At 39.8% G+C, this 22,883-nt stretch carries 21 protein-coding genes, 1 tRNA gene and 1 other RNA gene; 19 read left to right on the forward strand and 4 right to left on the reverse strand.

Annotated features, from left to right (window positions below; translation table 11 throughout):
- Nucleotides 1-292: 292 nt before the first annotated feature.
- The gene (hemB, locus tag ACT4_RS08055) at nt 293-1,306 is read right to left on the reverse strand and encodes a porphobilinogen synthase (RefSeq protein WP_007481269.1); all 1,014 of its coding nucleotides are present in this window, start codon (nt 1,304-1,306) and stop codon (nt 293-295) included.
- Between the two features lie 174 nt (nt 1,307-1,480).
- Here hemB and ACT4_RS08060 point away from each other — a divergent pair, with 174 nt between their 5' ends.
- The 6 genes from ACT4_RS08060 (at nt 1,481) to ACT4_RS08085 (ending at nt 5,990) form a co-directional block, all read left to right on the forward strand.
- The gene (locus ACT4_RS08060; protein ID WP_007481271.1) at nt 1,481-1,978 is read left to right on the forward strand and encodes a thioesterase family protein; all 498 of its coding nucleotides are present in this window, start codon (nt 1,481-1,483) and stop codon (nt 1,976-1,978) included.
- 266 nt (nt 1,979-2,244) lie between these two features.
- Entirely contained in the window at nt 2,245-3,393 is a 1,149-nt protein-coding gene (locus ACT4_RS08065) for an HlyD family efflux transporter periplasmic adaptor subunit (RefSeq protein WP_007481272.1), read from the forward strand.
- 6 nt (nt 3,394-3,399) lie between these two features.
- On the forward strand, nt 3,400-4,926 hold the full coding sequence (locus ACT4_RS08070) for a DHA2 family efflux MFS transporter permease subunit (RefSeq protein WP_007481276.1): 1,527 nt from the start codon (nt 3,400-3,402) through the stop codon (nt 4,924-4,926).
- Between the two features lie 252 nt (nt 4,927-5,178).
- Nucleotides 5,179-5,255, forward strand: a tRNA-Met gene (locus ACT4_RS08075).
- Nucleotides 5,256-5,440: 185 nt separating this feature from the next.
- Entirely contained in the window at nt 5,441-5,674 is a 234-nt protein-coding gene (locus ACT4_RS08080) for a hypothetical protein (protein ID WP_004881015.1), read from the forward strand.
- Between the two features lie 106 nt (nt 5,675-5,780).
- Entirely contained in the window at nt 5,781-5,990 is a 210-nt protein-coding gene (locus tag ACT4_RS08085; protein ID WP_004881013.1) for a cold-shock protein, read from the forward strand.
- Between the two features lie 251 nt (nt 5,991-6,241).
- On the opposite strand, the gene ACT4_RS17510 is transcribed toward ACT4_RS08085, so the two are convergent.
- On the reverse strand, nt 6,242-6,571 hold the full coding sequence (locus ACT4_RS17510) for a hypothetical protein (RefSeq protein WP_081399764.1): 330 nt from the start codon (nt 6,569-6,571) through the stop codon (nt 6,242-6,244).
- Nucleotides 6,572-7,078: 507 nt separating this feature from the next.
- Here ACT4_RS17510 and ACT4_RS08095 point away from each other — a divergent pair.
- Nucleotides 7,079-7,546, forward strand: coding sequence for a BLUF domain-containing protein (locus ACT4_RS08095; protein WP_007481279.1), 468 nt, complete (start codon nt 7,079-7,081; stop codon nt 7,544-7,546).
- Nucleotides 7,547-7,548: 2 nt separating this feature from the next.
- Here ACT4_RS08095 and ACT4_RS08100 read toward each other — a convergent pair whose 3' ends face one another.
- Both ACT4_RS08100 and ssrA read right to left on the reverse strand, forming a co-directional pair.
- Nucleotides 7,549-7,809 (reverse strand): hypothetical protein, encoded by a 261-nt coding sequence (locus ACT4_RS08100; protein ID WP_007481283.1) that lies wholly within the window; start codon nt 7,807-7,809, stop codon nt 7,549-7,551.
- A 334-nt stretch (nt 7,810-8,143) separates the two neighbouring features.
- Nucleotides 8,144-8,503: a transfer-messenger RNA gene (ssrA, locus tag ACT4_RS16920) on the reverse strand.
- Between the two features lie 215 nt (nt 8,504-8,718).
- Here ssrA and kdpA point away from each other — a divergent pair.
- The 12 genes from kdpA to mdcH all read left to right on the forward strand — a co-directional run bounded on the left by kdpA (nt 8,719) and on the right by mdcH (nt 22,857).
- Nucleotides 8,719-10,422 (forward strand): potassium-transporting ATPase subunit KdpA, encoded by a 1,704-nt coding sequence (gene kdpA / locus ACT4_RS08105; RefSeq protein WP_201786691.1) that lies wholly within the window; start codon nt 8,719-8,721, stop codon nt 10,420-10,422.
- 13 nt (nt 10,423-10,435) lie between these two features.
- Nucleotides 10,436-12,445, forward strand: coding sequence for a potassium-transporting ATPase subunit KdpB (gene kdpB, locus ACT4_RS08110; RefSeq protein ID WP_007481287.1), 2,010 nt, complete (start codon nt 10,436-10,438; stop codon nt 12,443-12,445).
- 9 nt (nt 12,446-12,454) lie between these two features.
- Nucleotides 12,455-13,066 carry a potassium-transporting ATPase subunit KdpC gene (kdpC, locus tag ACT4_RS08115; protein ID WP_007481289.1) on the forward strand — a complete coding sequence of 204 codons (612 nt, stop codon included), beginning with the start codon at nt 12,455-12,457 and terminating at the stop codon, nt 13,064-13,066.
- Between the two features lie 13 nt (nt 13,067-13,079).
- Nucleotides 13,080-15,728, forward strand: coding sequence for a sensor histidine kinase KdpD (locus ACT4_RS08120; RefSeq protein WP_007481294.1), 2,649 nt, complete (start codon nt 13,080-13,082; stop codon nt 15,726-15,728).
- A 9-nt stretch (nt 15,729-15,737) separates the two neighbouring features.
- Entirely contained in the window at nt 15,738-16,439 is a 702-nt protein-coding gene (locus ACT4_RS08125; RefSeq protein ID WP_007481296.1) for a response regulator, read from the forward strand.
- 343 nt (nt 16,440-16,782) lie between these two features.
- Entirely contained in the window at nt 16,783-18,462 is a 1,680-nt protein-coding gene (gene mdcA / locus ACT4_RS08130; protein WP_007481298.1) for a malonate decarboxylase subunit alpha, read from the forward strand.
- Nucleotides 18,462-19,328, forward strand: coding sequence for a triphosphoribosyl-dephospho-CoA synthase (locus ACT4_RS08135; RefSeq protein WP_007481301.1), 867 nt, complete (start codon nt 18,462-18,464; stop codon nt 19,326-19,328). The genes mdcA and ACT4_RS08135 overlap by 1 nt, the downstream gene beginning before the upstream one ends.
- A 23-nt stretch (nt 19,329-19,351) precedes the next feature.
- Nucleotides 19,352-19,651 carry a malonate decarboxylase subunit delta gene (locus tag ACT4_RS08140; RefSeq protein ID WP_007481304.1) on the forward strand — a complete coding sequence of 100 codons (300 nt, stop codon included), beginning with the start codon at nt 19,352-19,354 and terminating at the stop codon, nt 19,649-19,651.
- Entirely contained in the window at nt 19,644-20,495 is an 852-nt protein-coding gene (locus ACT4_RS08145) for a biotin-independent malonate decarboxylase subunit beta (protein WP_007481306.1), read from the forward strand. Before ACT4_RS08140 ends, ACT4_RS08145 begins: the two co-directional genes overlap by 8 nt.
- Nucleotides 20,492-21,319, forward strand: coding sequence for a biotin-independent malonate decarboxylase subunit gamma (gene mdcE / locus ACT4_RS08150; RefSeq protein ID WP_007481308.1), 828 nt, complete (start codon nt 20,492-20,494; stop codon nt 21,317-21,319). The genes ACT4_RS08145 and mdcE overlap by 4 nt, the downstream gene beginning before the upstream one ends.
- Complete coding sequence (locus tag ACT4_RS08155; protein ID WP_007481310.1) at nt 21,310-21,915, forward strand: malonate decarboxylase holo-ACP synthase; 606 nt, start codon at nt 21,310-21,312, stop codon at nt 21,913-21,915. The genes mdcE and ACT4_RS08155 overlap by 10 nt, the downstream gene beginning before the upstream one ends.
- Before the next feature lie 12 nt (nt 21,916-21,927).
- Complete coding sequence (mdcH, locus tag ACT4_RS08160) at nt 21,928-22,857, forward strand: malonate decarboxylase subunit epsilon (RefSeq protein WP_007481311.1); 930 nt, start codon at nt 21,928-21,930, stop codon at nt 22,855-22,857.
- Nucleotides 22,858-22,883: the final 26 nt, after the last annotated feature.

Genomic DNA, 22,883 nt, shown 5'->3' on the forward strand with positions numbered 1-22,883 from the left:
AGTTTAATTTCAGCTTAATTTAAACTATTTTAGAATTACTATTAATGATATGCATGGCGGAGTTTTGCCGAGTTCTCATTATATTTTAGGATAAGCCTTCGGCTGGACTTACTTTGGTTTCGCCCAAAGTAAGCAAAGGCATTGTCATCCGCAAAACTCGTTGTTTACCATCAACTCGTTTAGTTAATCGCAGAAACATCATTCTTTTAATGTTGTCCTGTCTCAACCAATTGCGGATGACGTTTCCGAGTATCCAATTTCAGTATGAGGTTTTATACCAAAATCAGATCAATCATTTCATCTCTTTCAGTTTACGCGCTGCATCTTCAGCGAAATACGTCCAAATCCCATCAGCACCAGCACGACGGCAGCACATTAACGACTCTAAAATGACACTTTCAGATAACCAGCCATTTTGAATCGCACCCGCAAGCATGGCGTACTCACCACTGACTTGATAGATGAAAGTTGGCACACCAAAAGTATCTTTTACTTCACGGACAATATCTAAATAAGGCATACCGGGTTTGACGATCACCATGTCTGCACCTTCTTGAATATCAAGGGCGATTTCATGCAGTGCTTCTGCACGGTTGCCGACATCCATTTGGTAATTATATTTATTGCCGCCTTTTAGGTTGCTAGCAGAACCAACTGCATCACGGAATGGGCCGTAGAAACTTGAGGCATATTTAGCTGAATACGCCATGATATTGGTATAAATAAAATTATTCTGCTCAAGTGCTTGGCGAATCGCACCAATGCGACCATCCATCATATCACTTGGTGCAACAACATCTGCACCCGCAGCTGCATGGCTAAGTGCTTGCTTTACGAGGCATTCAACTGTTTCGTCATTAAGTACATAACCTGTATCATCAATGATACCGTCCTGACCATGTGTTGTATAAGGATCAAGTGCACCATCAGTAATGAGTACCATTTCTGGCAATTCTTTTTTTAGTAAGCGACAGGTTGTTTGTACTAAACCATTTTCATCCCATGCCGCTTCCGCTGTTAGGCTTTTGTCTTCTTGTGGCGTGACTGGAAATAATGCAAGCTTTGATACGCCCAGTTCCAATAAGCTTTCTGCTTTTTTTAACAGCAAGTCAGCTGATAAGCGTTGCACATTTGGCATGCTTGGAATGTCTTGCGTTTGTTGCTGTCCCGGTAATACAAATACTGGATAAATCAGGTGATTTGCTGTGAGTTGTGTTTCACTGACCATGGCACGAAGTTGGTCATTTTTACGGATACGGCGCATGCGCGTCGCTGGGAAAGCTGGGCGATTGAACGTATAAGTCATAACAATCTCGATGTTCAGTATTACACTATAGGAATAATTGAATCATTTAAGTCATGCTAGGGGAGAAAACTTAGCGGCTTAGATCAATTGAAAAACCTAGCTATTGTAGCCCCATATTTTAAAGTTTGTGCAAAATAATGGGGCATTTATCGTTCCCTTGGATGTTAGCAGCGTATGAATGATGTAAAGAGAAACTGGACTGGAAATATTCAATTAGGTGCAAAGGCAGATCATGACGTGGTCTTGAAGCAGCTTTGTAAAGCATTTAATGCCTGTCCTTTTTTTAAGTACAGTGGCATGGTCATGCGTGTCGTTGATGATCAGATCGAAGGATATTTTGAAATGCAGCCTGAGTTGGTCGGGAATGTCGCATTTCAAATTCTACATGGTGGAGTTGCTGCAACAATGTTAGATAGCATTGGTGGTGTGGTTGCTATGGAACAGCTCTATCGCCGTGCAACACCTGAGGATTTACCCGATACCATCAAAAAAGTGTCACGTTTGGCGACAGTTGATATGCGTGTGGATTATCTTGCGCCGGGTCGTGGAAAATATTTTATTGCTCGAGCAGAAACTTTACGTTTAGGACGTAAAGGTTGCACGATGAGAATGACGATGGTCAATGATGAAGGGAAACCAATTGCAACAGCAATCGCTTCATATGCATTTTAAAAAAATAGACCAATAATTAAAGCGTCTCAGACGCTTTTTTTATATTTGTATATAAGTTTTGCCGAAAATAATTATCAAAATATAAGAATTGAACGCACCAGTTATTTTTTTATTCTCGCTATGTGATTTTTTGTCGTTAGAATGCTTTTAAATTTTTTGCTCGAATTTTGATCTATGGTTTTAACATTCGGTTAAGTTTTTAAAAATAGACTGATCGGCTGATTAAACCAAAAGTTAAAATTTTCTTTAATTTTCAGGAATAACTTATGAGTGACGCCCAAGCGAATCAACAAGATGCTGCTTTAAATTCGGCATCAGATGATGCAATGAAAGCAAAACGTAAAAAGTTTTTAGGATTTTTTGCACTCATTCTTATTCTTGCAGCAATTTTGTATGGCATTTGGGCGATTTTCTTTAACCATTCTGTGGCCACAGATAACGCTTATGTAGGGGCGGAAACTGCACAAATCACTTCGATGGTGAATGGTCAAGTTGCTGATGTATTGGTTAAAGATACACAACAAGTGAAAAAGGGTGATGTACTGGTTCGCATTGATGAGCGTGATGCCAAAATTCAATTGGCACAAGCTCAAGCTGAATTGGCAAAAGCGCAACGTCAATACAAACAGAGTCAGGCAAACAGCAGCTCACTTAACTCGCAAGTTGTGGTTCGTAATGATGAAATCACTAGTGCCCAAGCGCAGGTAACTAAAGCACAAGCTGATTTTGATCGTGCAACGCTAGAATTAAAACGCCGTAATGAACTGGCAGCTTCTGGCGCAATTTCAAAAGAAGAATTAAGTAAAGCACAAAGTGCTGTATCAACAGCAAAAGCAAGTTTGGATTTAGCGCAGGCTGGATTGGCTCAGGCTACGTCAAGCCGTAAAGCAGCTGAAAGTACTTTGGCCGCAAATGAAGCATTGATTCAAGGAGTCAATGAATCATCTACGCCTGATGTTTTGGTTGCTCAAGCCCATGTTGAACAAGCTAAATTGGACTTAGATCGTACTGTGATCAGAGCACCAGTCGATGGTGTTGTAACACGTAAAAATATCCAGATTGGACAGCGTGTAGCGCCCGGTACAGTGATGATGTCAGTGGTTCCTGTTGCTGCGCTTTATGTTGATGCGAATTATAAAGAAAGCCAACTTGCGAAAGTAAAAGCAGGGCAGAAAGTTACACTCAAATCTGATTTATACGGTGATGATGTTGTTTACCATGGTGTTGTTCAGGGCTTCTCTGGCGGTACAGGTGCAGCATTTGCTTTGATTCCGGCTCAGAACGCAACTGGTAACTGGATTAAAGTCGTACAGCGTTTACCTGTACGTATTTCTCTAGATCCAAAAGAGCTTGCTGAACATCCACTGCGTGTCGGCTTGTCGATGGAAGCGGATATTGACCTTGCATCGAAGTAATTAGCCATGAAAACGCAAACACCTTTTGCAGAACTGAGTGGTGGCCGATTACTGCTTGCAGCATTTGTTATCGCACTCTCAAACTTTATGGTGGTCTTAGATACCACCATTGCCAATGTATCTGTACCCCACATCACAGGGAACTTAGCTGTTTCAAGTTCACAAGGGACTTGGGTTATTACGTCCTATGCTGTGGCTGAAGCAATTTGTGTTCCTTTAACTGGCTGGTTGGCTGGACGTTTTGGGACTGTTCGGGTCTTTGTCTTTGGACTGATTGGTTTCACTATTTTTTCATTCCTCTGTGGTTTAGCGACCTCACTGGAAACGTTGGTATTTTTCCGTATAGGTCAAGGGCTTTGTGGTGGTCCACTGATGCCACTCAGTCAAACCTTGCTCATGCGTATTTTCCCTCCAGAAAAACATTCACAAGCCATGGGAATGTGGGCAATGACCACTGTCGTTGGCCCAATTTTAGGCCCGATTTTGGGTGGCTTAATCAGTGATAATTTGTCGTGGCACTGGATTTTCTTTATTAACATTCCTGTTGGTATTTTCTGTGTTTTAGCTGCGATACGCTTGCTATCTGTTGCTGAAACCAAAACTGAAAAATTACGTATTGATGCCATTGGCTTGGGCTTATTGGTGTTGTGGATTGGCGCATTGCAACTCATGCTTGATCTTGGGCATGAGCGGGATTGGTTCAATAGCAGCAGCATTATTATGCTTGCTCTGATCGCTGTTGTTGGCTTTATCGTGTTTATGATATGGGAGCTGACTGAGAAGCATCCTGTGGTCAATCTCTATGTATTTAGGCATCGGGGATTTGCAGTTTCTGTGCTCGCACTGGCTTTTGGCTTTGGCTCATTCTTTGGCAGTATTGTCTTGATCCCGCAATGGTTACAGATCAATTTGGGTTATACCGCAACATGGGCAGGTTATCTCACCGCCACGATGGGATTTGGTAGTTTAACCATGTCGCCTATCGTTGCGAAACTGGCAACGAAATACGATCCACGAGCATTGGCAAGTTTTGGTTTAGCTTTGCTCGGTGTTGTTACCGTCATGCGTATGTTTTGGGTGACCGATGCAGACTTTATGGCCTTGGCATGGCCGCAGATTTTGCAGGGCTTTGCTGTACCGTTTTTCTTTATTCCGCTGTCGAATATTGCAATGGGATCGGTATTACCATCAGAAATGGCTTCTGCCGCAGGTTTGATGAACTTTTTACGGACCATGGCAGGGGCTATTGGTGCATCGATTGCAGTGACAATTTGGGATGATCATACCAAAGTGGCGCGTAGTGAAATGGTTAATTCTTTACATCCACAAGAAGTACAAAATAGCTTGCTTCAAAATGGATTCTCTCCAGATGCAACACTGGGTGTGATTGCGAATTTAGTCGATAAAGAGGCAATTACCATATCAGCCAACCATGTATTTATGCTTTTGGCATTGGTATTTATATTTGCGAGTGCATTCATTTGGTTGAGTCCAAAACCGAAACCGATCTCAGGTGGACCTGCACCACATTAACTTAGATGAAAATAGGTTGTTGACTATAAAAAAACTCGGATATTTAATCCGAGTTTTTTATTTTTCTACTTTTTATTTTCATTGTAATTTTTTTATCAAAAAGTACTTTTTGAGAGAGGAAAATCAAAAGACTTGGAAAGTGTTTTTTAGCGTCAATTTAAAGGTTTTGGGTGTAAAATATACTAAATTTGCATTTTTTTAGTGAAAAGCTTGATTAATCGAAATTATAGGCGTATAAAGCATAACCTCTGGTGCGGGATGGAGCAGTCTGGTAGCTCGTCGGGCTCATAACCCGAAGGTCGTTGGTTCAAATCCAGCTCCCGCTACCAATTTATTTATTTGAATTTTGCTCTGTGATGTTTTAAATATTGCTGATGGTCATAATCACTTTGGCAATGAAATTAGCTTAAATAACCCTAAATAAAGCTAAAATTATTAGATTCTAGAAATGTTGTTATCCTCTCTCATTTGTCTAATCTTGTAGTAAATCAAAATCGATCACTTGAGCTCAGTAATGAGTGATTCTGTCGTGAAAATTATCAATGAATGGCGTATAGCCAAAGCCGTGAATGGCAATGAAATATCTGTACAAATTATCCCACTTAAACGTCAACAAAATACGTTGGAAGGTTTTAAATGGGTTGAAGTTGGGAAAAAAGTTCTACTAGAGTCTGGTCAAGAAATTGACTTTAATTTAGATGGAAATAGCTTCTATACTTCGGTGAATCAGCTTTATCGATTGACATAAAAATTTCACATAGCTGTAGTACTTATTAAATGAAAATAGGCTGATTGAAAGCATCACGGTCTAATTTTATTTATATTCAAACAAGATATTTGAAGGTACAGCAGGCATGAGTGAAACAATCAATGGTACAGTAAAATGGTTCAATGAAAAGAAAGGATTTGGATTTATTCAATCTGATTCTGGCCAAGAAGTGTTTGCCCATTTTAGTGAAATCCAAAGTAAAGGCTTTCGAGCACTACAAGAAGGGCAACGCGTAACATTTACGTTAGGTGAGGGGCAGAAAGGGCCAGTAGCTAAAACAATTACTGTGATCTAAGGCATTAGATCACAATAAAAAAGCTCACATTAGGTGGGCTTTTTTATCGTCTGTTGTTTTATTTTCACTTTTTATGAAGCCTTGATTGAAGCTTCTACTGTATTAGAGCGATTTCGATAGATAAAGGCTCGCTAACTATATCCTTTATGTTCTAGGTGGAAATTAGGTGACATCCAACGTATTGACTGTCTCAATATGCTAGACAGACACGAGACAGCCTCATTTTGAAGCTGTCTCAAATGCTTTTGGACTTATCCCATTGGGATATGAATGACATCTGGTTCGTTTTTTAGTTTTGGTAAAGCGAGATTGATTAAAGTAAGTGTTGAAAGTGAAGTTAAAAGCATCAGCAGAACTTCCAATGAGTTACTTAGTACAAATAGAAGGGAATAAAATACAAAAAAGCACATCAAGCTGATGAATGTATTTTTAAAATACAATGAGATGAAGACTGAATATAAGAATGAAGAAAAGAATAAATTAAAGTTTTTATTCATTCCGAGCTTATCAAAAAATATAATAACGAGAAAAATTATTACAACTGAGAAAGCAAAAATAAAAAGATTTTTGAAGATATTCATTCTTATTCCTCTGTTTTAAAGCATAAAAAAATCCCCACATATAAGGGCCTCATCTTAAAGGGGGATTAGGGAATACACTTTGTTTTAAATAAGCCTTTATGTTTGATTTTTCGTCTAAAATTATCATGGCTAATCATTTTAAACTTAATGAAAAATAATGGATTATCAAAAGCTTGGTGTATGAGAAAATTATAAGTATTCAAAAAAATATCGGTATAATCTTTGGCTTACATAACTATGAGAAATTTCTTACATTTGATTAAAAATTGGTCAAAATGTTAATGCTATATTTTATTAATATTGTTAAATATCAGTATCTTGTATTTAATCTGTTAAATTTCAACAAAAGATCATTAATAATTCTTAACATAGGTGCTATTTTTAGTATACAAAATAAATTTGAAATTAAAAATAGCTTTATAAAACAAAAATATGTATCCTGTTTTTTAAGTTTTCTAATAAAGCTTATTCAAAATTCCACTCCCGCATTGTACATACGAGAAATAAATGAAAATCCAGTTGTGCTATGCAAGCCTGCGACAAGGTCATGCAAATGATTTGATAGATGATTTAAGTGATATCTTGTCTATAGCTAGAGAATTTAACTCTAAACATCTCGTCTTTGGTGTTTTGTATTATGCGAATAATGCATTCTTTCAATGCTTAGAAGGAGAGGATTTTATCGTTTTGCCATTATTCGAAAGTATTAAAAAAGACTTCAGGCATAACAATATCATTGAATTTGAGGTCAAAAATATTGATAAATACAACTTTAAAAGTTGGTCAATGAAATACGTTCAAAAAAGTTCAAAAGTAGACATTTTTTTTAATCGTATAGGTTGTGAAGAATTTACTCCCTCGATGATTAATGAGCAAAATTTAAGTGGTCTGCTAGAGGCTTTGTTGAATGAAAACCAGACACGTGTTCGTAAAAAGGTTGGATTGAATCAACGTGGTATCCGACCATATCTATAAATCTAAGAATATCTAATTTTATCTAAAGAATTAATTTCGACCACTTTGAAGAGTTTATTTTTATAATGAATTACTTTATTGATGTATGCGTTGTCTAATTCATCCCATAAGTCGAAGTTAAAGAAATCGGCAGTTTCGGCATAGATCCACAAGTAGTTTGAAACTTTAGCTTTCTTAATAGAATCGTAAGCTGAATCTTTAACCTTTTTTAATTTATGTAGCTTTAATTCTTCATCTTGAAGAATAATCGCTTTAACCTTCAAAAATAATACCTCCAAGGCATATGTCGCAGTTATATATTATACCTGAGTGATTGTAATGCACATTTCGGAATATAAAAAATGTAAGTCAAAGAACAAGAGCAACTTAATTATAATCTTTGCAGACTACTGCATAATTGTTTTTAAACAAAGCAACTAGCATTTTGATTTATATAATGATTCCCATGCTTGATTTTATATTTGATGTAGAAAATAGATCCAATCTTTCATTTTTTATTCTGAAAATATTCAATCAGCAATTAAATTTTTGTTATGAAATAAAAACCTGTCAATAAAAAAGCCACTTTGGTAAGTGGCTCTTTTATTTACGGTATTTTGGTGGAGATGGCGGGAGTTGAACCCGCGTCCGCCAGCACTACACTCGAGAATACTACATGCTTAGATATCGTCTATTGTTTTAACACCAAGTGACCCGACGAACAGGGTACAAAGTGCGATCCTCTAAGTTTGGTATAAAGCCCCGAGGCTTGACTCTATACGGACTTGTGTGCGTGCGCTTCGGTCGGGTTCCTAGACCACAAGTATTCTAGGAAGCGGACAAGCTGCCCTTAGGCAGCTAGAGCGTAAGTTTCGTCGTTTGCGACTATTTAAATGCAAATTTTATTTACGAGAGAAAATGCGCTCTCGGCATGCATCTATGAGCTTCATCACCAGCGTCGAAGCCAATAACATCCCCATATATGTACCAGCATCATAACACAAATATAGGAAATTTAAATCTAAATCTCTAATGGAATGTATTTGTGATTGAAAAGTAGGCATTCCAAACATACGGTAGTGAAATACAGAATAATTTACGGAAAATTTACGCCTTACTCTTATTTCAATATAGAGAATTTACGCAGTCAATTTCCATACTAATACCGACTTATTTTTTAAATGGCATGTGCTATGTGGGAATTTATTTCCGTATTTATCCTTGCATTGGTTTTAGCCTACCCATTAGGAGGCTATCTTGCAGATGTGATGCAAGCTCAACCAATGAAAAGCGATCGTTTCTTTAAATGTATCGAACAACCAATTTACGCCATTTTGAATGTGAAACAAATGGGTATGAATTGGCGGCAATATTTTGCTGCGTTTGTCATCAGTAATCTTTTGTTACTTGGCATCAGCATTGTGATCTTGATGACGCAAGCTTGGTTACCGTTGAATCCAGATCGTATTCCTAATATGAATTGGCATTTGGCAGTACACACAACGATTTCATTTCTAACCAATACCAATCAGCAGCATTATTCAGGACAAGCTCAATTGTCTTATCTGTCGCAAATGACAGTAATTGTTGGTTTGCAATATTTATCTCCAATTATGGGTTTGGCTTTGTTAACAGCCATGTTAAGAGCTTTATTTTTACAGCCCAAAGATCAAGCTGCTGAAAATGTTGAACTGAAAAATGCATTGCAAATTAATCTTGGAAATTATTGGATGGATATGATCCGACCACTGTTCCGATTCTTTATTCCTTTGGGTTTAGTTTTTTCTCTATTACTGACTTTTCAAGGTGTGCCATCAACACTTTCTGCGGGTCCAACCATCCAAGTTTTAGATCAAGCAGCAGAAGTACAAACACAACATATTCCACTTGGACCTGTTGCAGCGATGGTAGCGATCAAGCAATTAGGCAGTAATGGTGGTGGTTGGTATGGTCCAAACAGTAGTGTGCCTTTAGAAAATCCAACGCCATTATCCAATATGCTGGAGATGCTTGCGATTTTACTGATTCCAATGTCGGTTGTATTTATGCTTGGTCGCTTTGTCCAACGCAAAAAATTAATGTGGATGATTTTGGGCACGATGTTATTGATGTCATTGGCTTCTACTGTATTCACATTGTGGGCTGAAAAATCTTCTTTAATCCCAAATACGGCGCTAATGGAAGGTAAAGAAGTTCGTTTTGGAGCTGAAGCCTCTGCATTATGGGGAAGTTTAACTACACAGGTGAATAATGGTTCGGTCAATATGATGCATGACTCAGCTTCGCCATTAACGGGTTTGGTTGAGTTATGCAATATGCTAATCAATGCCATTTGGGGTGGGATTGGTTGTGGTCTATTACAATTTTTTATCTATCTATTTTTAGCCGTATTTATCGCGGGTTTGATGACAGGTCGTACGCCTGAGTTATTTGGACGAAAAATTGAAGTCACTGAAATTAAGTTATTGGCATTGGTCATTCTTTTACAACCTGTGGTGATTCTTGGTTTGACTGCGATTGCTATCGCTTTCCCATCTTTAACGGGAAACTCAAACCCTGCATCACATGGTATTAGCCAAGTGTTTTATGAATATGTGTCTGCGTTTGCCAATAATGGTTCTGGTTTTGAAGGCTTAGCCGACAACACTTTATGGTGGAATCTAAGCACCAGTGTTGCGTTATTAGCAGGTCGTTATAGCGTGCTGATCATTCCAGTTTTAATTGCAGTCAGTCTAGCAACCAAACCTAAAGCAGATGAGACCAAGGGCTCATTACAGATTGAGTCGCCTACATTTGCACTGACTTTAATCGGAATTGTACTGATTTTAACGCTTTTGCAATTTATGCCAGTGTTGGTGATTGGACCAATTGCTGATTATTTATCTGTAAAGATCTAGTGGAGCAAGTACCATGAATCACTCTAATGCGACACAAATGGATATCTTGAATAAAGAAATTATTCAGCAAACCTTTTATAAATTATTACCACAGCATGCCTTTAAAAATCCTGTGATGGCATGTGTTTGGATTGGAACGGTGTTAACCATCGCGGCAACTGTGATGGGGAGCACCAGTTTTGGATTTGGTATTTTACTGAGTTTGATTTTATTGGTGACCGTTTTGTTTGCCAATTATGCAGAAGCAGTAGCAGAAGCCAAAGGACGTGGACAAGCATCTTCTTTACGGCAAGCCCGTGAAAACTTAATGGCAAATAAAATTGCTGATCTGAATGCCACAGCAACGGTGATTTCTGCAAATTTATTAAAAAGAGATGATTTGGTGATCATTAAAGCCGGTGAAATTGTGCCTGCGGATGGTGAAATTATTCAAGGTTTTGCCACCATTAATGAGTCGGCGGTGACAGGTGAGTCTGCACCTGTATTACGTGAAGCCAATACAGATCGCTCAGGTGTGATTGGTGGTACCAAAGTTTTATCTGATCAAATTATTGTTCGTGTCAGTAATGAGGCAGGCAATAGTTTCTTAGATCGAATGATCGCTTTGGTTGAGGGTGCAAACCGTCAAAAAACACCGAATGAAATTGCGCTGAGTATCTTACTGAACATCATGACCATTACTTTTATTGTTGTGGTTGCAACATTACCGTTTATTGGTTCTATGGTTGGGATCAAAATCAGTCTGGTGATGTTGATTGCGTTATTGGTCTGTCTCATTCCAACAACAATTGGTGGATTGTTGCCTGCGATTGGGATTGCAGGGATGAACAGAGCCTTAAAAGCCAATGTATTGGCGAAGTCAGGTAAGGCAGTTGAGGTTGCTGGTGATATTGATGTATTGCTGTTGGATAAAACAGGCACAATAACCTATGGTGATCGCCAAGCGACCGCTTTTTATCCATTGGCTGGTGTGAGTCCAAGTGAATTACGCCAAGCAGCAATGCTCACGTCTTTTGCTGATCCAACGCCTGAAGGTAAATCTGTAGTGTGTTTAGGTAAAGAAATGGGTGAAAGTATCCGTGAATCTAAAGATGCAGAATTTATTCAGTTTAGTGCTTCAACACGGTTATCTGGAGTTGATTTAGCGACAGGGCAAAAGATTCGCAAAGGCGCAGTGGATGCGATTCTAAAATTTACCCAACAAGAGGTTAAAGACAATATTGAGCTGAAAGCCCGTGTTGAACAAGTCGCTTCTAAAGGCGCAACACCATTGGTTGTGGCATCGAATCATTCAATTTTAGGTGTGATTGAACTTTCAGATGTGATTAAACAAGGGATTAAAGAGCGCTTTGCATTGTTACGAGAAATGGGGATTAAAACCATCATGGTGACAGGGGATAATCCATTGACCGCAGCCGCAATTGCTGCCGAAGCAGGTGTCGATGATTATATTGCTGAAGCTCGACCTGAAGATAAATTAGCTTGTATTCGTAAAGAGCAAGCCGCAGGAAAATTGGTCGCAATGGTTGGCGATGGAACCAATGATGCACCCGCTTTGGCACAAGCAGATATTGGTTTGGCGATGAACTCAGGTACGCAAGCTGCAAAAGAAGCAGGAAATATGGTCGATCTAGATTCTGATCCAACCAAACTGCTTGATGTAGTAGAAATTGGCAAGCAGCAGTTGATTACTCGAGGCGCTTTAACCACATTTTCTTTAGCAAATGATGTGTCTAAATACTTTGTGATTTTACCTGCATTGTTCGCCGTTGCGATTCCTCAGCTTGATGTCTTGAATATTTTACAGTTGAGTAGTCCAAGTAGTGCGGTGATTTCTGCATTGATTTTCAATGCAATGATTATTCCGATGTTGATTCCTTTAGCGCTGAAAGGGGTGCAATTTAAACCTGCCAGTGCCTTACAGCTATTGCGTCGTAATATGCTGATCTATGGCGTAGGGGGTGTGGTTTTTCCGTTTATTGCGATCAAATTGATTGACCTTGTTGTGTCGTTGTGGATTTAGGAGTGCATCATGAATACATTAGAAAATCTTCCCCTATCGACTGAAGCACAATCCTTTTTTCGGTCTAGTCTGGGTTTAGTACTGGTTGGGTTCTTGGTCGCAGGTGTATTGTATTGCAGTGTCAGTGTATCTTTGGCTCAATTGTTATTTCCAAAACAGGCCAATGGTAGTGTTATCGAGTTAAATGGAAAAATTGTCGGGTCAAGCTTAGTGGGACAGAATTTTGTGAGTGAACAATATTTCCATAGTCGTCCAAGTGCTGTGAATTATAATGTGGATGGTGTAGCGGGCAGTAACTTGGCAGTATCTAATCCTGAATTGCAAAAGCAAATTAAAGAAAGAACCTTGCAGTTTGCTCAAAGCAATCAAATTGTTGAGCAACAAGTACCACCAGAAATGATCACTGCATCGGGTAGCGGGATTGATCCAGATATTTCACCTGAAAGTGCGCTATTACAGGTGAAACGTGTGGCACAACAACGTGCTTTACCCGAGCAGAAAGTCAGAGATTTAGTGCAACAACAGATTCAACCTGTTCAATTGGGCTTGTATGGGCAGGCACGAGTCAATGTGCTTCAGCTCAACATCGCTTTAGATCAATTATCATCAACCTCACGTTGATAGAGCTGAGCCTATGCAGATCGACCGAAATAACAAAGCAGATGCATGGTTGGCACATAGCCAACGTGAACAATCTGGACGTTTAACCATTTTCTTGGGGGCGGCACCTGGCGTGGGCAAAACCTTTGCCATGTTGTCGAGAGCACATGAGTTGATGCGACAAGGTCATCATGTGCTGGTGGGCGTGGTCGAAACGCATGGTCGAGCTGATACAGAAGCTTTGATTCAAGGGCTGAATGTTGTTCCTAAAAGGACTGTTGAATATCAAGATCGATTTTTAGATGAAATGGATCTTGATCAAATTCTGAAGTTAAAACCTGAAATTGTTTTGGTTGATGAACTCGCACATCGAAACGTGCCCAATAGTCGTCATGAGTATCGTTGGCAAGATGTGAATGAGTTATTAGATGCGGGTATTGATGTCTATAGCACATTGAATATTCAGCATCTCGAAAGTTTGAATGATGTGGTCTATCAAATCACGGGCATTCGGGTAACAGAAACGGTGCCTGATGCACTATTAAAAAGATTAAAAGATATTCGCTTGGTTGATCTGCCTGTACCAGAACTATTGGAGCGTATGAATCATGGCAAAATTTATTTAGCGGATGTCGCTCCACATGCTTTGCAAGGCTTTTTTAAGCCAGCCAATCTCACTGCTTTACGAGACCTCGCAATTCAAACGGTTGCAGGACAGGTGGATATTGATTATCGGGAGAAATTTGTAGCTCAAGGACAAATTATTCCGATTCAGAATCATGTGATGTTAGCCATCGATGGAACTGAGTTTTCAGAGGATTTAGTCAGACGAGCACATCGAATTGCTGAAAGGAGAAATGCGACTTGGAGTGTGATTTCAATTCAAAAAAGCAAAATTGAAAACAGGCAAACTTTTGCTGTTACTAAAGCATTTAATTTGGCACGTAAGTTGGGTGCAGATACCTATTTATTGTATAGCAATCAAATTGCAGCAACGATTTTACAGGCTGCTTATGATTATGGCGCATCTAATATTTTATTGGGCAAGAGCGCTAAAAAATCATTATGGCAACGCTTATCTTCAGATCATATTGCTGATCAGCTTTTAGAAAAACAACATCCTTTTGAGATTACTTTTGTTCAGCCGTTAAAAGCCAAAAATAATGAATCTAAAACGCGAATAGAAAACACAACCTCTGATTGGTTAACGCAAGGTTTTGGTTTCAATCCGCGTGAGATCACGGAAAGTATTTTAATTGTATTACTCGGTTTTCTTGTTGCACTGGTGAGTGATCACTTTATTGGTTATAGCGAACTGGCTTTGATTTTTGTGGTGACAGTGCTGATTGTTGCGATGCGGACAAGAATGCTGATTACGATTATGAGTGTCTTGATTTGCTTTCTACTTTATAACTATTTCTTTATTGAACCACGATTTACCTTTCGAATCATTGCCGAGCGTGGCGTGATGACGATTATTATGTTTATCGTTTCTGCTTTATTAGTAGGACGATTGGCCAATCAACTACGCGCTCAAGTGCTGAGTTTGCGCGCTGCAAATTCGATGTCACTCCAATTGCAAGAGTTAGAGCGAAAGTTATCTACTTGTGTTGATGTTGAGCAAGTTTTAAACATATCCAAGCAGCATTTGGAAAGTTCGCTCAATGCTACTGTGTGGTTGAGAGTGAGTGGACAATCAGTAGGCGATACACTAATTTTGAATGAAAAAGATCAAATAGCAGCAGATTGGACACAAAAGAATGCTAAACCATGTGGGCGTTTTACCAATACTTTGACCAATTCAGAATGGTGGTTTAACCCAGTAAATTTAGTGGCAGATTTTGGTGTGGTTGCCATTCGATTTAACCGTAATTTGCAAAGTATTCACTTCGAGCAGCAACGTTTGGCTGAGTTAATGATTGATGATATTGCACAAACGCTTTCTAGGGTGCAGCTATCGTTGCAGTTGGAAAATTCTAGAGTCGTTGCTGAAACTGAAAAGCTTCGTTCTGCTTTATTGTCATCCGTATCACATGATTTGCGTTCGCCGTTGGCTGCGATGATTGGTTCAGCAGATACGCTTAAATATTATGGCGAACAAATGCCTGAGACAGATCGCCATGAATTATTAGATACCATTCATATAGAAGGTGAGCGCTTAGATCGCTATATTCAAAATCTTTTGGATATGACGCGTTTGGGCCATCAAGGATTAACGCTCAGTCGTGCTTGGATTGGTGTTGATGAGTTAATTGGTTCTGCTACTGAACGTTTAAAACGATATCAACCGCATGTGAGCATTAAGATTTCATTTGCTGAAGAGCTGCCTGAGTTATATGTACATCCCGCTTTAATTGAACAAGCTGTTTTTAATGTTTTAGAAAATGCAGCCAAATTTTCTCCAGAAAATGTGCCGATAGAAGTGAATATTCAGCAGATCGAAAGCTATTTACAGATCGAGATTGAAGATCAAGGTGTTGGTATTCCTAAAGATGAGCGTGAGCAGATTTTTGATATGTTCTATACCATGCAAAGGGGAGATCGAGGTAAAACAGGAACAGGGTTGGGTCTTTCAATTGTAAAAGCGATTATTGGCGCGCACATGGGCAGTATTGAAGCTTTTAGTGGGAAACATGGTCAAGGCACTTTAATTAGAATACGATTACCTTTACATCAGGATTAAAATAATTTCATGCCTCATAAATTAAACGCCCAAGCTTCAATTCTTATTATTGATGATGAACCACAAATTCGAAAATTTTTGGACATTGCTTTGCGCGCGCAAGGCTATAAAGTGTATGTGGCTGAGAATGGTATGAAAGGACTTGAGACTTTGGCGAGTCGAGGTGCAGATTTATTGATTCTAGATTTGGGTTTGCCTGATATGGATGGTCAAGAGGTTTTGACTGAGTTAAGGCAATGGTCTGACATTCCTGTGATCGTACTTTCTGCGCGTCCTGATGAAAATCAAAAAATTAAATTGCTTGATGCTGGAGCGAATGATTATGTCACGAAACCATTTAGCATTCAGGAACTGTGTGCACGCATTCGAGTGATGTTTCGCAATAAACCGCAACAGGTTGAACAGAAAATTGTCTTTGATGATGGTCAATTATCTGTGAACGTGGCTGAACATATGGTTAAGTTGGCGAATGAAGAAATTGTTCTCACCAAAAAGGAATTCCAGCTTTTAGCACTACTGATTCGCCATCAGGGTAAGATTGTTACGCAGAAACAAATTATGACCGAGTTATGGGGTGTTAGCCATGAAGAAGATACCCATTATCTGCGAATTCTCGTCAAAAAACTCCGAACCAAAATCGGAGATTCAGCACTCACACCCGTTTATATTTTTACGATCGCAGGCGTTGGATTACGCTTTAAGGAAAGCTAAATAAGAACTCATAATATTTTAGAATAATAAAAAATTAGTCAAAGATAAAATAAATGAATTTTATGTATCTACTTAAATAATAAAATATTTATTCAAATAAAACTCTTTTTAGATCATTTTTATTGCCTAATTTTTTAAATTTATTTTTTTAATTTTTGCTGAATAAAAATTAACTAAAGAGAAAATTTGAGGAATCAGTAACCTCAAGCATAGGAATAGTCAATTTGGAATTTTACTAAACAATATTAACCTGAAGTTAATGAACTGCAATTGGGGTTGATTGATTGGAAACTTGAAAAAGCTTTTTATAAGAGAAGATCAAGACATAACCAAGGAAATACACATGGAAGGTTCTGTTCAGCATAAAGAACGACTTTGGACAAAGCGTCGACATAGTAAACAACTAAAATTGGAAATGGCAAGCAAATACACAGATGGTGCGGTCATTCCAACAGAAGATATTATCAAAGTGTTAGAAACGCTGATTGCTCCCGGAGATCGAGTTGTTTTAGAAGGGAATAATCAAAAACAAGCCGACTTTTTATCTCGTTCTTTGGCAAAGGCCAATCCTGAAGTTTTACATGACTTGCACATGATCATGCCAAGTGTGGGACGTGCCGAACATTTAGATTTATTTGAAAATGGAATTGCTCGAAAACTCGATTTTTCTTTTGCAGGCACACAAAGTTTACGTATTAGTCAGTTGCTAGAGGATGGACTGCTTGAGATCGGGGCGATCCATACTTATATCGAACTGTATTCACGTTTATTGGTTGATCTGATTCCGAATGTCGTGTTATCGGCCGGTTTTATGGCAGATCGACAAGGAAATATTTACACAGGTCCAAGTACAGAAGATTCACCAGCGCTAATTGAACCTGCAGCTTTTAGTGATGGCATTGTAATCGTGCAGGTTAATGAACTTGTAGATGATGTGACTGATTTGCCAAGAGTAGATATTCCCGCATCTTGGGTCGATTTTGTTGTTGTTTCCGATAAGCCTTTTTATATCGAACCATTATTTACACGTGATCCTAAACACATTAAACCAGTGCATGTCTTAATGGCAATGATGGCAATTCGAGGTATTTATGAAAAGCATCAAGTACAGTCATTGAATCATGGTATTGGTTTTAATACCGCTGCGATTGAGCTGATTCTGCCGACTTATGGCGAGTCATTAGGCCTAAAAGGAAAAATCTGCCGAAACTGGACGCTCAATCCACATCCAACCTTAATTCCAGCAATCGAAACAGGCTGGGTTGAAAGTGTGCATTGCTTTGGTACAGAACTCGGCATGGAGAAATATGTCGCTGCTCGTCCTGATATTTTCTTTACTGGTCGAGATGGTTCATTGCGCTCAAATCGGATGATGTGTCAGCTTGCAGGTCAGTATGCTGTTGATTTATTTATTGGTGCAACTTTGCAAGTAGATGGTGATGGGCATTCATCAACTGTAACGAAAGGGCGCTTAGCGGGATTCGGTGGAGCACCGAATATGGGACATGATCCTCGTGGACGTCGTCATGCTACACCTGCTTGGATTGATATGCGAGTCGCAGGAAATACGGATACAGATACGTATTTAGCCCGCGGTAAAAAGTTAGTTGTTCAAATGGTTGAAACTTATCAAGAAGGTGGTAAGCCAACATTTGTTAAGACTTTGGATGCTGTGGATGTGGCTAAGAAATCAGGAATGGATTTAGCGCCAATCATGATCTATGGTGATGATGTTACGCATTTATTAACAGAAGAAGGTATTGCCTATTTATACAAGGCGCGCAGCTTAGAAGAGCGTCGAGACATGATCGCTGCGGTTGCTGGGGTGACTGAAATTGGATTAAGCCAAGATCCTAAAAAGACACAAAAACTACGTCAAGAAGGCCTAGTCGTGTTCCCTGAGGATTTAGGAATTCGACGAACAGATGCGACACGCGAGTTGTTAGCCGCAAAAAATATTGCTGATTTGGTGACTTGGTCAGATGGACTATATGAGCCTCCTGCAAAATTCAGGAGCTGGTAATGAATGCAATCCTAAAAACAACCAGTTTCTTCAGTACCTCAGAGCATCTTGCTGATATGGCAGTTGCGGCATTGTTAGATGAAGTGAATCTCACACCAAAACCAGCACTGGTTGATCAACGTGGAAGTGGTGCTCACGATGACCTTACGCTTGAGCTAATGGAGCGATCTGCACACAGCCTAGCGCCGATGTTCAAAGCAATGGCAGAAGCAGCAGAGCATCATGGGCAGGTTTGTCAGGCGTTAAGAGAAGACATCGGACAATTGGGTCGACAAGGTGAGCAACGCATGTTGCAAGTCACACAAGGTGTAAATACTCATCGAGGGGCTATTTGGTCGATTGGACTTGTAGTGACTGCTACAGCACTCAGGGTTTTCAATAAACAATCATTTTTTATTGAAAATATTTGTACGACAGCGAGTGAAATTGCACTGATCGAAGATCGTTTTGCCCCTCAAAAAAAGACGAGTCATGGTGAGAAAGTTAGACAGCAATTTGGTGTAAATGGCGCTAAACAACAGGCTCAACTTGGTTTTCCAATGATCATGCAACATGGTTTGCCTCAGTTAAGACATAGTCGCGATCAGGGGGGGACAGAGTCGGAAGTACGCTTAAATGCCCTCATTTCGATGATGGCACAGCTTACGGATACCTGTGTGATTCATCGTGCTGGACTGGATGGTTTGAACAAGATGCAAATAGGTGCTCAACAGATTTTAGCACTAGGTGGTTGTTCAACTGCTCAAGGAAAACAAAGGCTTGAAGAACTAGAGCGCGACTTATTAGCCATTCGGGCATCAGCGGGCGGAGCGGCAGATTTATTGGCCACGCTTTTGTTTCTTGATGAAGTTGAACAATACAACTGAGTTCGATAACAGGGAATATATCAATGGAAATACTTAATTTTGAATTTACAGCGAGTCATTCGCCAGACAAATCAGCTTTAGTGGGCTGTGTTGGCTCTGGTGATTTAGAAATTTTGATGGAACCAAGTCATTCAGGAAAAACCACCATTCAAGTGATGACATCGGTTGATGGCAGTGAACAACGGTGGAAAAATTTATTCGATCGCATTTTTTTAGAATCAAATACACCCGCAGTTCATATTGATATTCATGATTTTGGTGCGACGCCTGGTGTGGTGAGATTACGTTTAGAGCAGGCTTTTGAGGAGGTGCAACGTGGTTGATATTGATTACTTACTCAGCAAGCAAAGTTTTATTGAGCTAGATGCGCGTGAACGGGCTAAATCTTTGTTTGATCAAGGTAGTTTTAAAGAGTTACTTGATCCTTTTAGTCGCATGATGTCGCCGTGGCTGCCGAAGCAAAATATTGTTCCTCAAGCCGACGATGGCGTGGTTGTCATTAAAGGAACGATTCAGCAAAAACCTGTGGTGGTGATTTCTATCGAAGGCATGTTCCAAGGCGGCAGTTTAGGCGAAGTTGGTGGTGCTAAGATCGCTGGTGCTTTGGAATTGGCGATAGAAGATAACCAAAATAATATTCCTACTACTGCGATTTTGTTACTTGAAACAGGTGGCGTTCGTTTGCAAGAAGCGAATTTAGGACTCGCCGCGATTGCTGAAATTCAATCCGCGATTGTGGAACTCAGACAATATCAACCTGTGATAGGCGTTGTGGCTGGCAGTGTGGGATGTTTCGGAGGAATGTCAATTGCAGCAGGTTTATGTAGTTACTTGGTCATCACGCAAGAAGGTCGTTTAGGTCTGAATGGCCCCCAAGTAATTGAACAAGAAGCTGGTAGCAATGAGTATAACGCCAAAGATCGACCATTTATTTGGAGTATCACGGGTGGTGAACAACGTTTTGCGTGTGGGCTTGTTGATGCATTTGTTGAAGATGATCGTGAGCAAATTAAGCAACAAATTATTAGTTTTATAGCGCAAGGTATTCCAGCTGTGCAACGCAGTACACAAGCTGAATTTTATCTATCTAAGCTTACTCAAGTGGATACCTCTCAACAGATTTCACCGACTGAAGTCCAAGAATTATATCGAGGAGAAAAAGCATGAACATGGATGTAAATGCAATTAAGAACTCATCAAGAGGACGACACTGGTTTGGTGCTTTAACAGATCAGTTTCAGGCAGTTGATAGCGGAATAGCATCGTTGCTTATTGCTGATGGCCAATTAAATGGTATACCGACTCGTGTTTTTTGTGTCGTGAATAATGAACAGAACCTATATCCAAGAGCACGTCAAGGTGAGGTTGGATTATTAGAAGGATGGTCATTGGCTCGTGCGGTTGATCAGGTTATTGAAGCCGATCAAGATCGTGCAGAAAAGCGCGGAATCCTATGTATTGTTGATGTACCGAGTCAGGCTTATGGTCGTAGAGAGGAAGTGCTCGGTATTCATCAAGCGCTTGCGGGAGCTGTAGATAGCTATGCGCGTGCCCGTTTAGCAGGTCATCCGATTGTTAGTCTGCTGGTTGGAAAATCAATGTCAGGTGCATTTTTAGCACATGGTTATCAAGCAAATCGTATTCTCGCCTTAAAAGATCAAGGTGTGATGGTACATGCGATGGGCAAAGAGTCTGCGGCACGCGTGACTTTACGGACCGTTGAGGAGTTAGAACGATTAGCAGCCAATATTCCACCAATGGCGTATGACATCGAGAGTTATAACTCTTTAGGATTGTTATCAGATATTTTAGACGTGAGTAATGCTGATCAACCTTCTGTTTTAGATATTCAGCAAATACAACAGGCATTAACAGCAGCTTTTGCGGATATTAAACAGCAAGGAACCCATGATCTAAAACATCGCTTGAATGCTGAAAACCGTAGTGCGTCCAAACGCGTGCGTGAACTGTTACGTGAGCAATGGTCATGACCACGTTCCAACCTCACGATTTGCTGTGGGGAATAACTCCAGAACTTTTGCCAGATGATGTGTCGCAATGGGTGGTTGAAGCTGTGTCTGAGCAAAGACCCGTGGTGGTTAGACGTGCAGTAACCAATCCTAGAAATATTGCGGTTGGGATACGCGGTAAGCAACGGTGCCATCGGTTGGCATTAGAAATGCCAGTAAACGCCATAAGCAAATGCGTGAAACCTGAAAGTTTAATTGATACAGATTTGAGCCAATTTCCACATCTTCAGGGGAAATTAGCCGCAGTTTATAACTTGATGCAAGGTTTCAATTTCTCATGGGGATATACGGGAAGCGTGGGTTTTGAACTCGCAACTGGGTTGAAAACGGTGAATGAAAATAGTGATATTGATTTATTAATCCGTGCTCAAGAACCAGTTTCAAAGTTGGATGCTCAAAATATCTTAGGGCAATTAGATGATTTGAATATGAAGCTCGATGTGCAGTTACAAACTCCACAAGGTGGTGTTGCATTGAGAGAATGGGCAGGGACAACAGGGAATGTCTTACTAAAACGCAATGATAAGGCTGTTTTGATAGACAATCCTTGGAGCTAAGGGAATAGCAAAATGAGCTCGATATGGGTATATCCAGGGCAAGGTGCTCAAAAGGTCAATATGTTGCACGATCTTCCGCAACATCCTTTGGTCAATCAGTACCTTGAACAGGCCTCTGATGTTTTGAAAGAAAACGTCATGTTATTGGATCAGGCTGAGGCTTTAAAGTCTACTTATTCAGTTCAACTTTGCTTATATATCGCGGGTGTTGTGAGTTCTGCATTGTTGCAAGAACAAGGATTTCAACCCAAGTTTGTCGCTGGTTTATCCATTGGGGCTTGGGCAGCAGCAACAGTAGCCAATGTCATTCAGTTTGAAGATGGTGTGCGCCTAGTTGCGAAACGTGGTCAATTGATGCAGCAAGCTTATCCAAGTGGATATGGAATGACGGCCATCATTGGCGCTGATCGCTCTCAGGTTGAAAACTGGGTTTCAGAAGTTCATGAGCAAGATGCAGAAGTTTTTATCGCAAATCTAAATGCCGAAAATCAAATCGTAATTTCGGGATCATTGGATGCTATGCAACGGGTTGCATTATTAGCAAACCAACAAGGTGCAACAACGAAAAAAGTAGAGATCAGTGTGCCATCACATTGTGTGTTATTGGACAAACAAGCACAGCAGCTCGCTGGCTTCGTGGAGGGAATCAATTCACAGCAACCTACAATTCAATATTTAAGTGGTACATCTGCACGGCTACTGAGAACAGATACTCAGATTATTGATGATCTTGTTTTTAATATGAGTCGGATGATTGATTGGCACAACACTGTTCAAGCAGCTTGGGAACGAGGCGCACGCTTACAGATCGAGGCTTTACCAGGAACGGTTTTAACAGGTTTAGCACGTAAAGTATTTAAAGAAGGAACACTATTATCCTTTCAAAATACACAACTTGAAAATCTGATTATGGCAATGCAAAAGGACAACGATTTTGTATAACGCCTAATCAAAAAATGATGTAACTC

Source organism: Acinetobacter sp. NBRC 100985, assembly GCF_000241225.1.
Taxonomy (GTDB): domain Bacteria; phylum Pseudomonadota; class Gammaproteobacteria; order Pseudomonadales; family Moraxellaceae; genus Acinetobacter; species Acinetobacter venetianus.

What these genes read in the sequence shown, in the direction of transcription:
- ACT4_RS08125 (WP_007481296.1), top strand. Translation starts at nt 15,738, where the DNA reads ATGCCTCATAAATTAAACGCCCAAGCTTCAATTCTTATTATTGATGAT.
- ACT4_RS08065 (WP_007481272.1), top strand. Translation starts at nt 2,245, where the DNA reads ATGAGTGACGCCCAAGCGAATCAACAAGATGCTGCTTTAAATTCGGCA.
- mdcH (WP_007481311.1), top strand. Translation starts at nt 21,928, where the DNA reads ATGAGCTCGATATGGGTATATCCAGGGCAAGGTGCTCAAAAGGTCAAT.
- mdcE (WP_007481308.1), top strand. Translation starts at nt 20,492, where the DNA reads ATGAACATGGATGTAAATGCAATTAAGAACTCATCAAGAGGACGACAC.
- kdpB (WP_007481287.1), top strand. Translation starts at nt 10,436, where the DNA reads ATGAATCACTCTAATGCGACACAAATGGATATCTTGAATAAAGAAATT.
- ACT4_RS17510 (WP_081399764.1), bottom strand. Translation starts at nt 6,571, where the DNA reads ATGAATATCTTCAAAAATCTTTTTATTTTTGCTTTCTCAGTTGTAATA.
- ACT4_RS08140 (WP_007481304.1), top strand. Translation starts at nt 19,352, where the DNA reads ATGGAAATACTTAATTTTGAATTTACAGCGAGTCATTCGCCAGACAAA.
- mdcA (WP_007481298.1), top strand. Translation starts at nt 16,783, where the DNA reads ATGGAAGGTTCTGTTCAGCATAAAGAACGACTTTGGACAAAGCGTCGA.
- kdpC (WP_007481289.1), top strand. Translation starts at nt 12,455, where the DNA reads ATGAATACATTAGAAAATCTTCCCCTATCGACTGAAGCACAATCCTTT.
- ACT4_RS08080 (WP_004881015.1), top strand. Translation starts at nt 5,441, where the DNA reads ATGAGTGATTCTGTCGTGAAAATTATCAATGAATGGCGTATAGCCAAA.
- ACT4_RS08060 (WP_007481271.1), top strand. Translation starts at nt 1,481, where the DNA reads ATGAATGATGTAAAGAGAAACTGGACTGGAAATATTCAATTAGGTGCA.
- ACT4_RS08120 (WP_007481294.1), top strand. Translation starts at nt 13,080, where the DNA reads ATGCAGATCGACCGAAATAACAAAGCAGATGCATGGTTGGCACATAGC.
- ACT4_RS08135 (WP_007481301.1), top strand. Translation starts at nt 18,462, where the DNA reads ATGAATGCAATCCTAAAAACAACCAGTTTCTTCAGTACCTCAGAGCAT.
- kdpA (WP_201786691.1), top strand. Translation starts at nt 8,719, where the DNA reads ATGTGGGAATTTATTTCCGTATTTATCCTTGCATTGGTTTTAGCCTAC.
- ACT4_RS08070 (WP_007481276.1), top strand. Translation starts at nt 3,400, where the DNA reads ATGAAAACGCAAACACCTTTTGCAGAACTGAGTGGTGGCCGATTACTG.
- ACT4_RS08095 (WP_007481279.1), top strand. Translation starts at nt 7,079, where the DNA reads ATGAAAATCCAGTTGTGCTATGCAAGCCTGCGACAAGGTCATGCAAAT.
- ACT4_RS08155 (WP_007481310.1), top strand. Translation starts at nt 21,310, where the DNA reads ATGGTCATGACCACGTTCCAACCTCACGATTTGCTGTGGGGAATAACT.
- ACT4_RS08085 (WP_004881013.1), top strand. Translation starts at nt 5,781, where the DNA reads ATGAGTGAAACAATCAATGGTACAGTAAAATGGTTCAATGAAAAGAAA.
- hemB (WP_007481269.1), bottom strand. Translation starts at nt 1,306, where the DNA reads ATGACTTATACGTTCAATCGCCCAGCTTTCCCAGCGACGCGCATGCGC.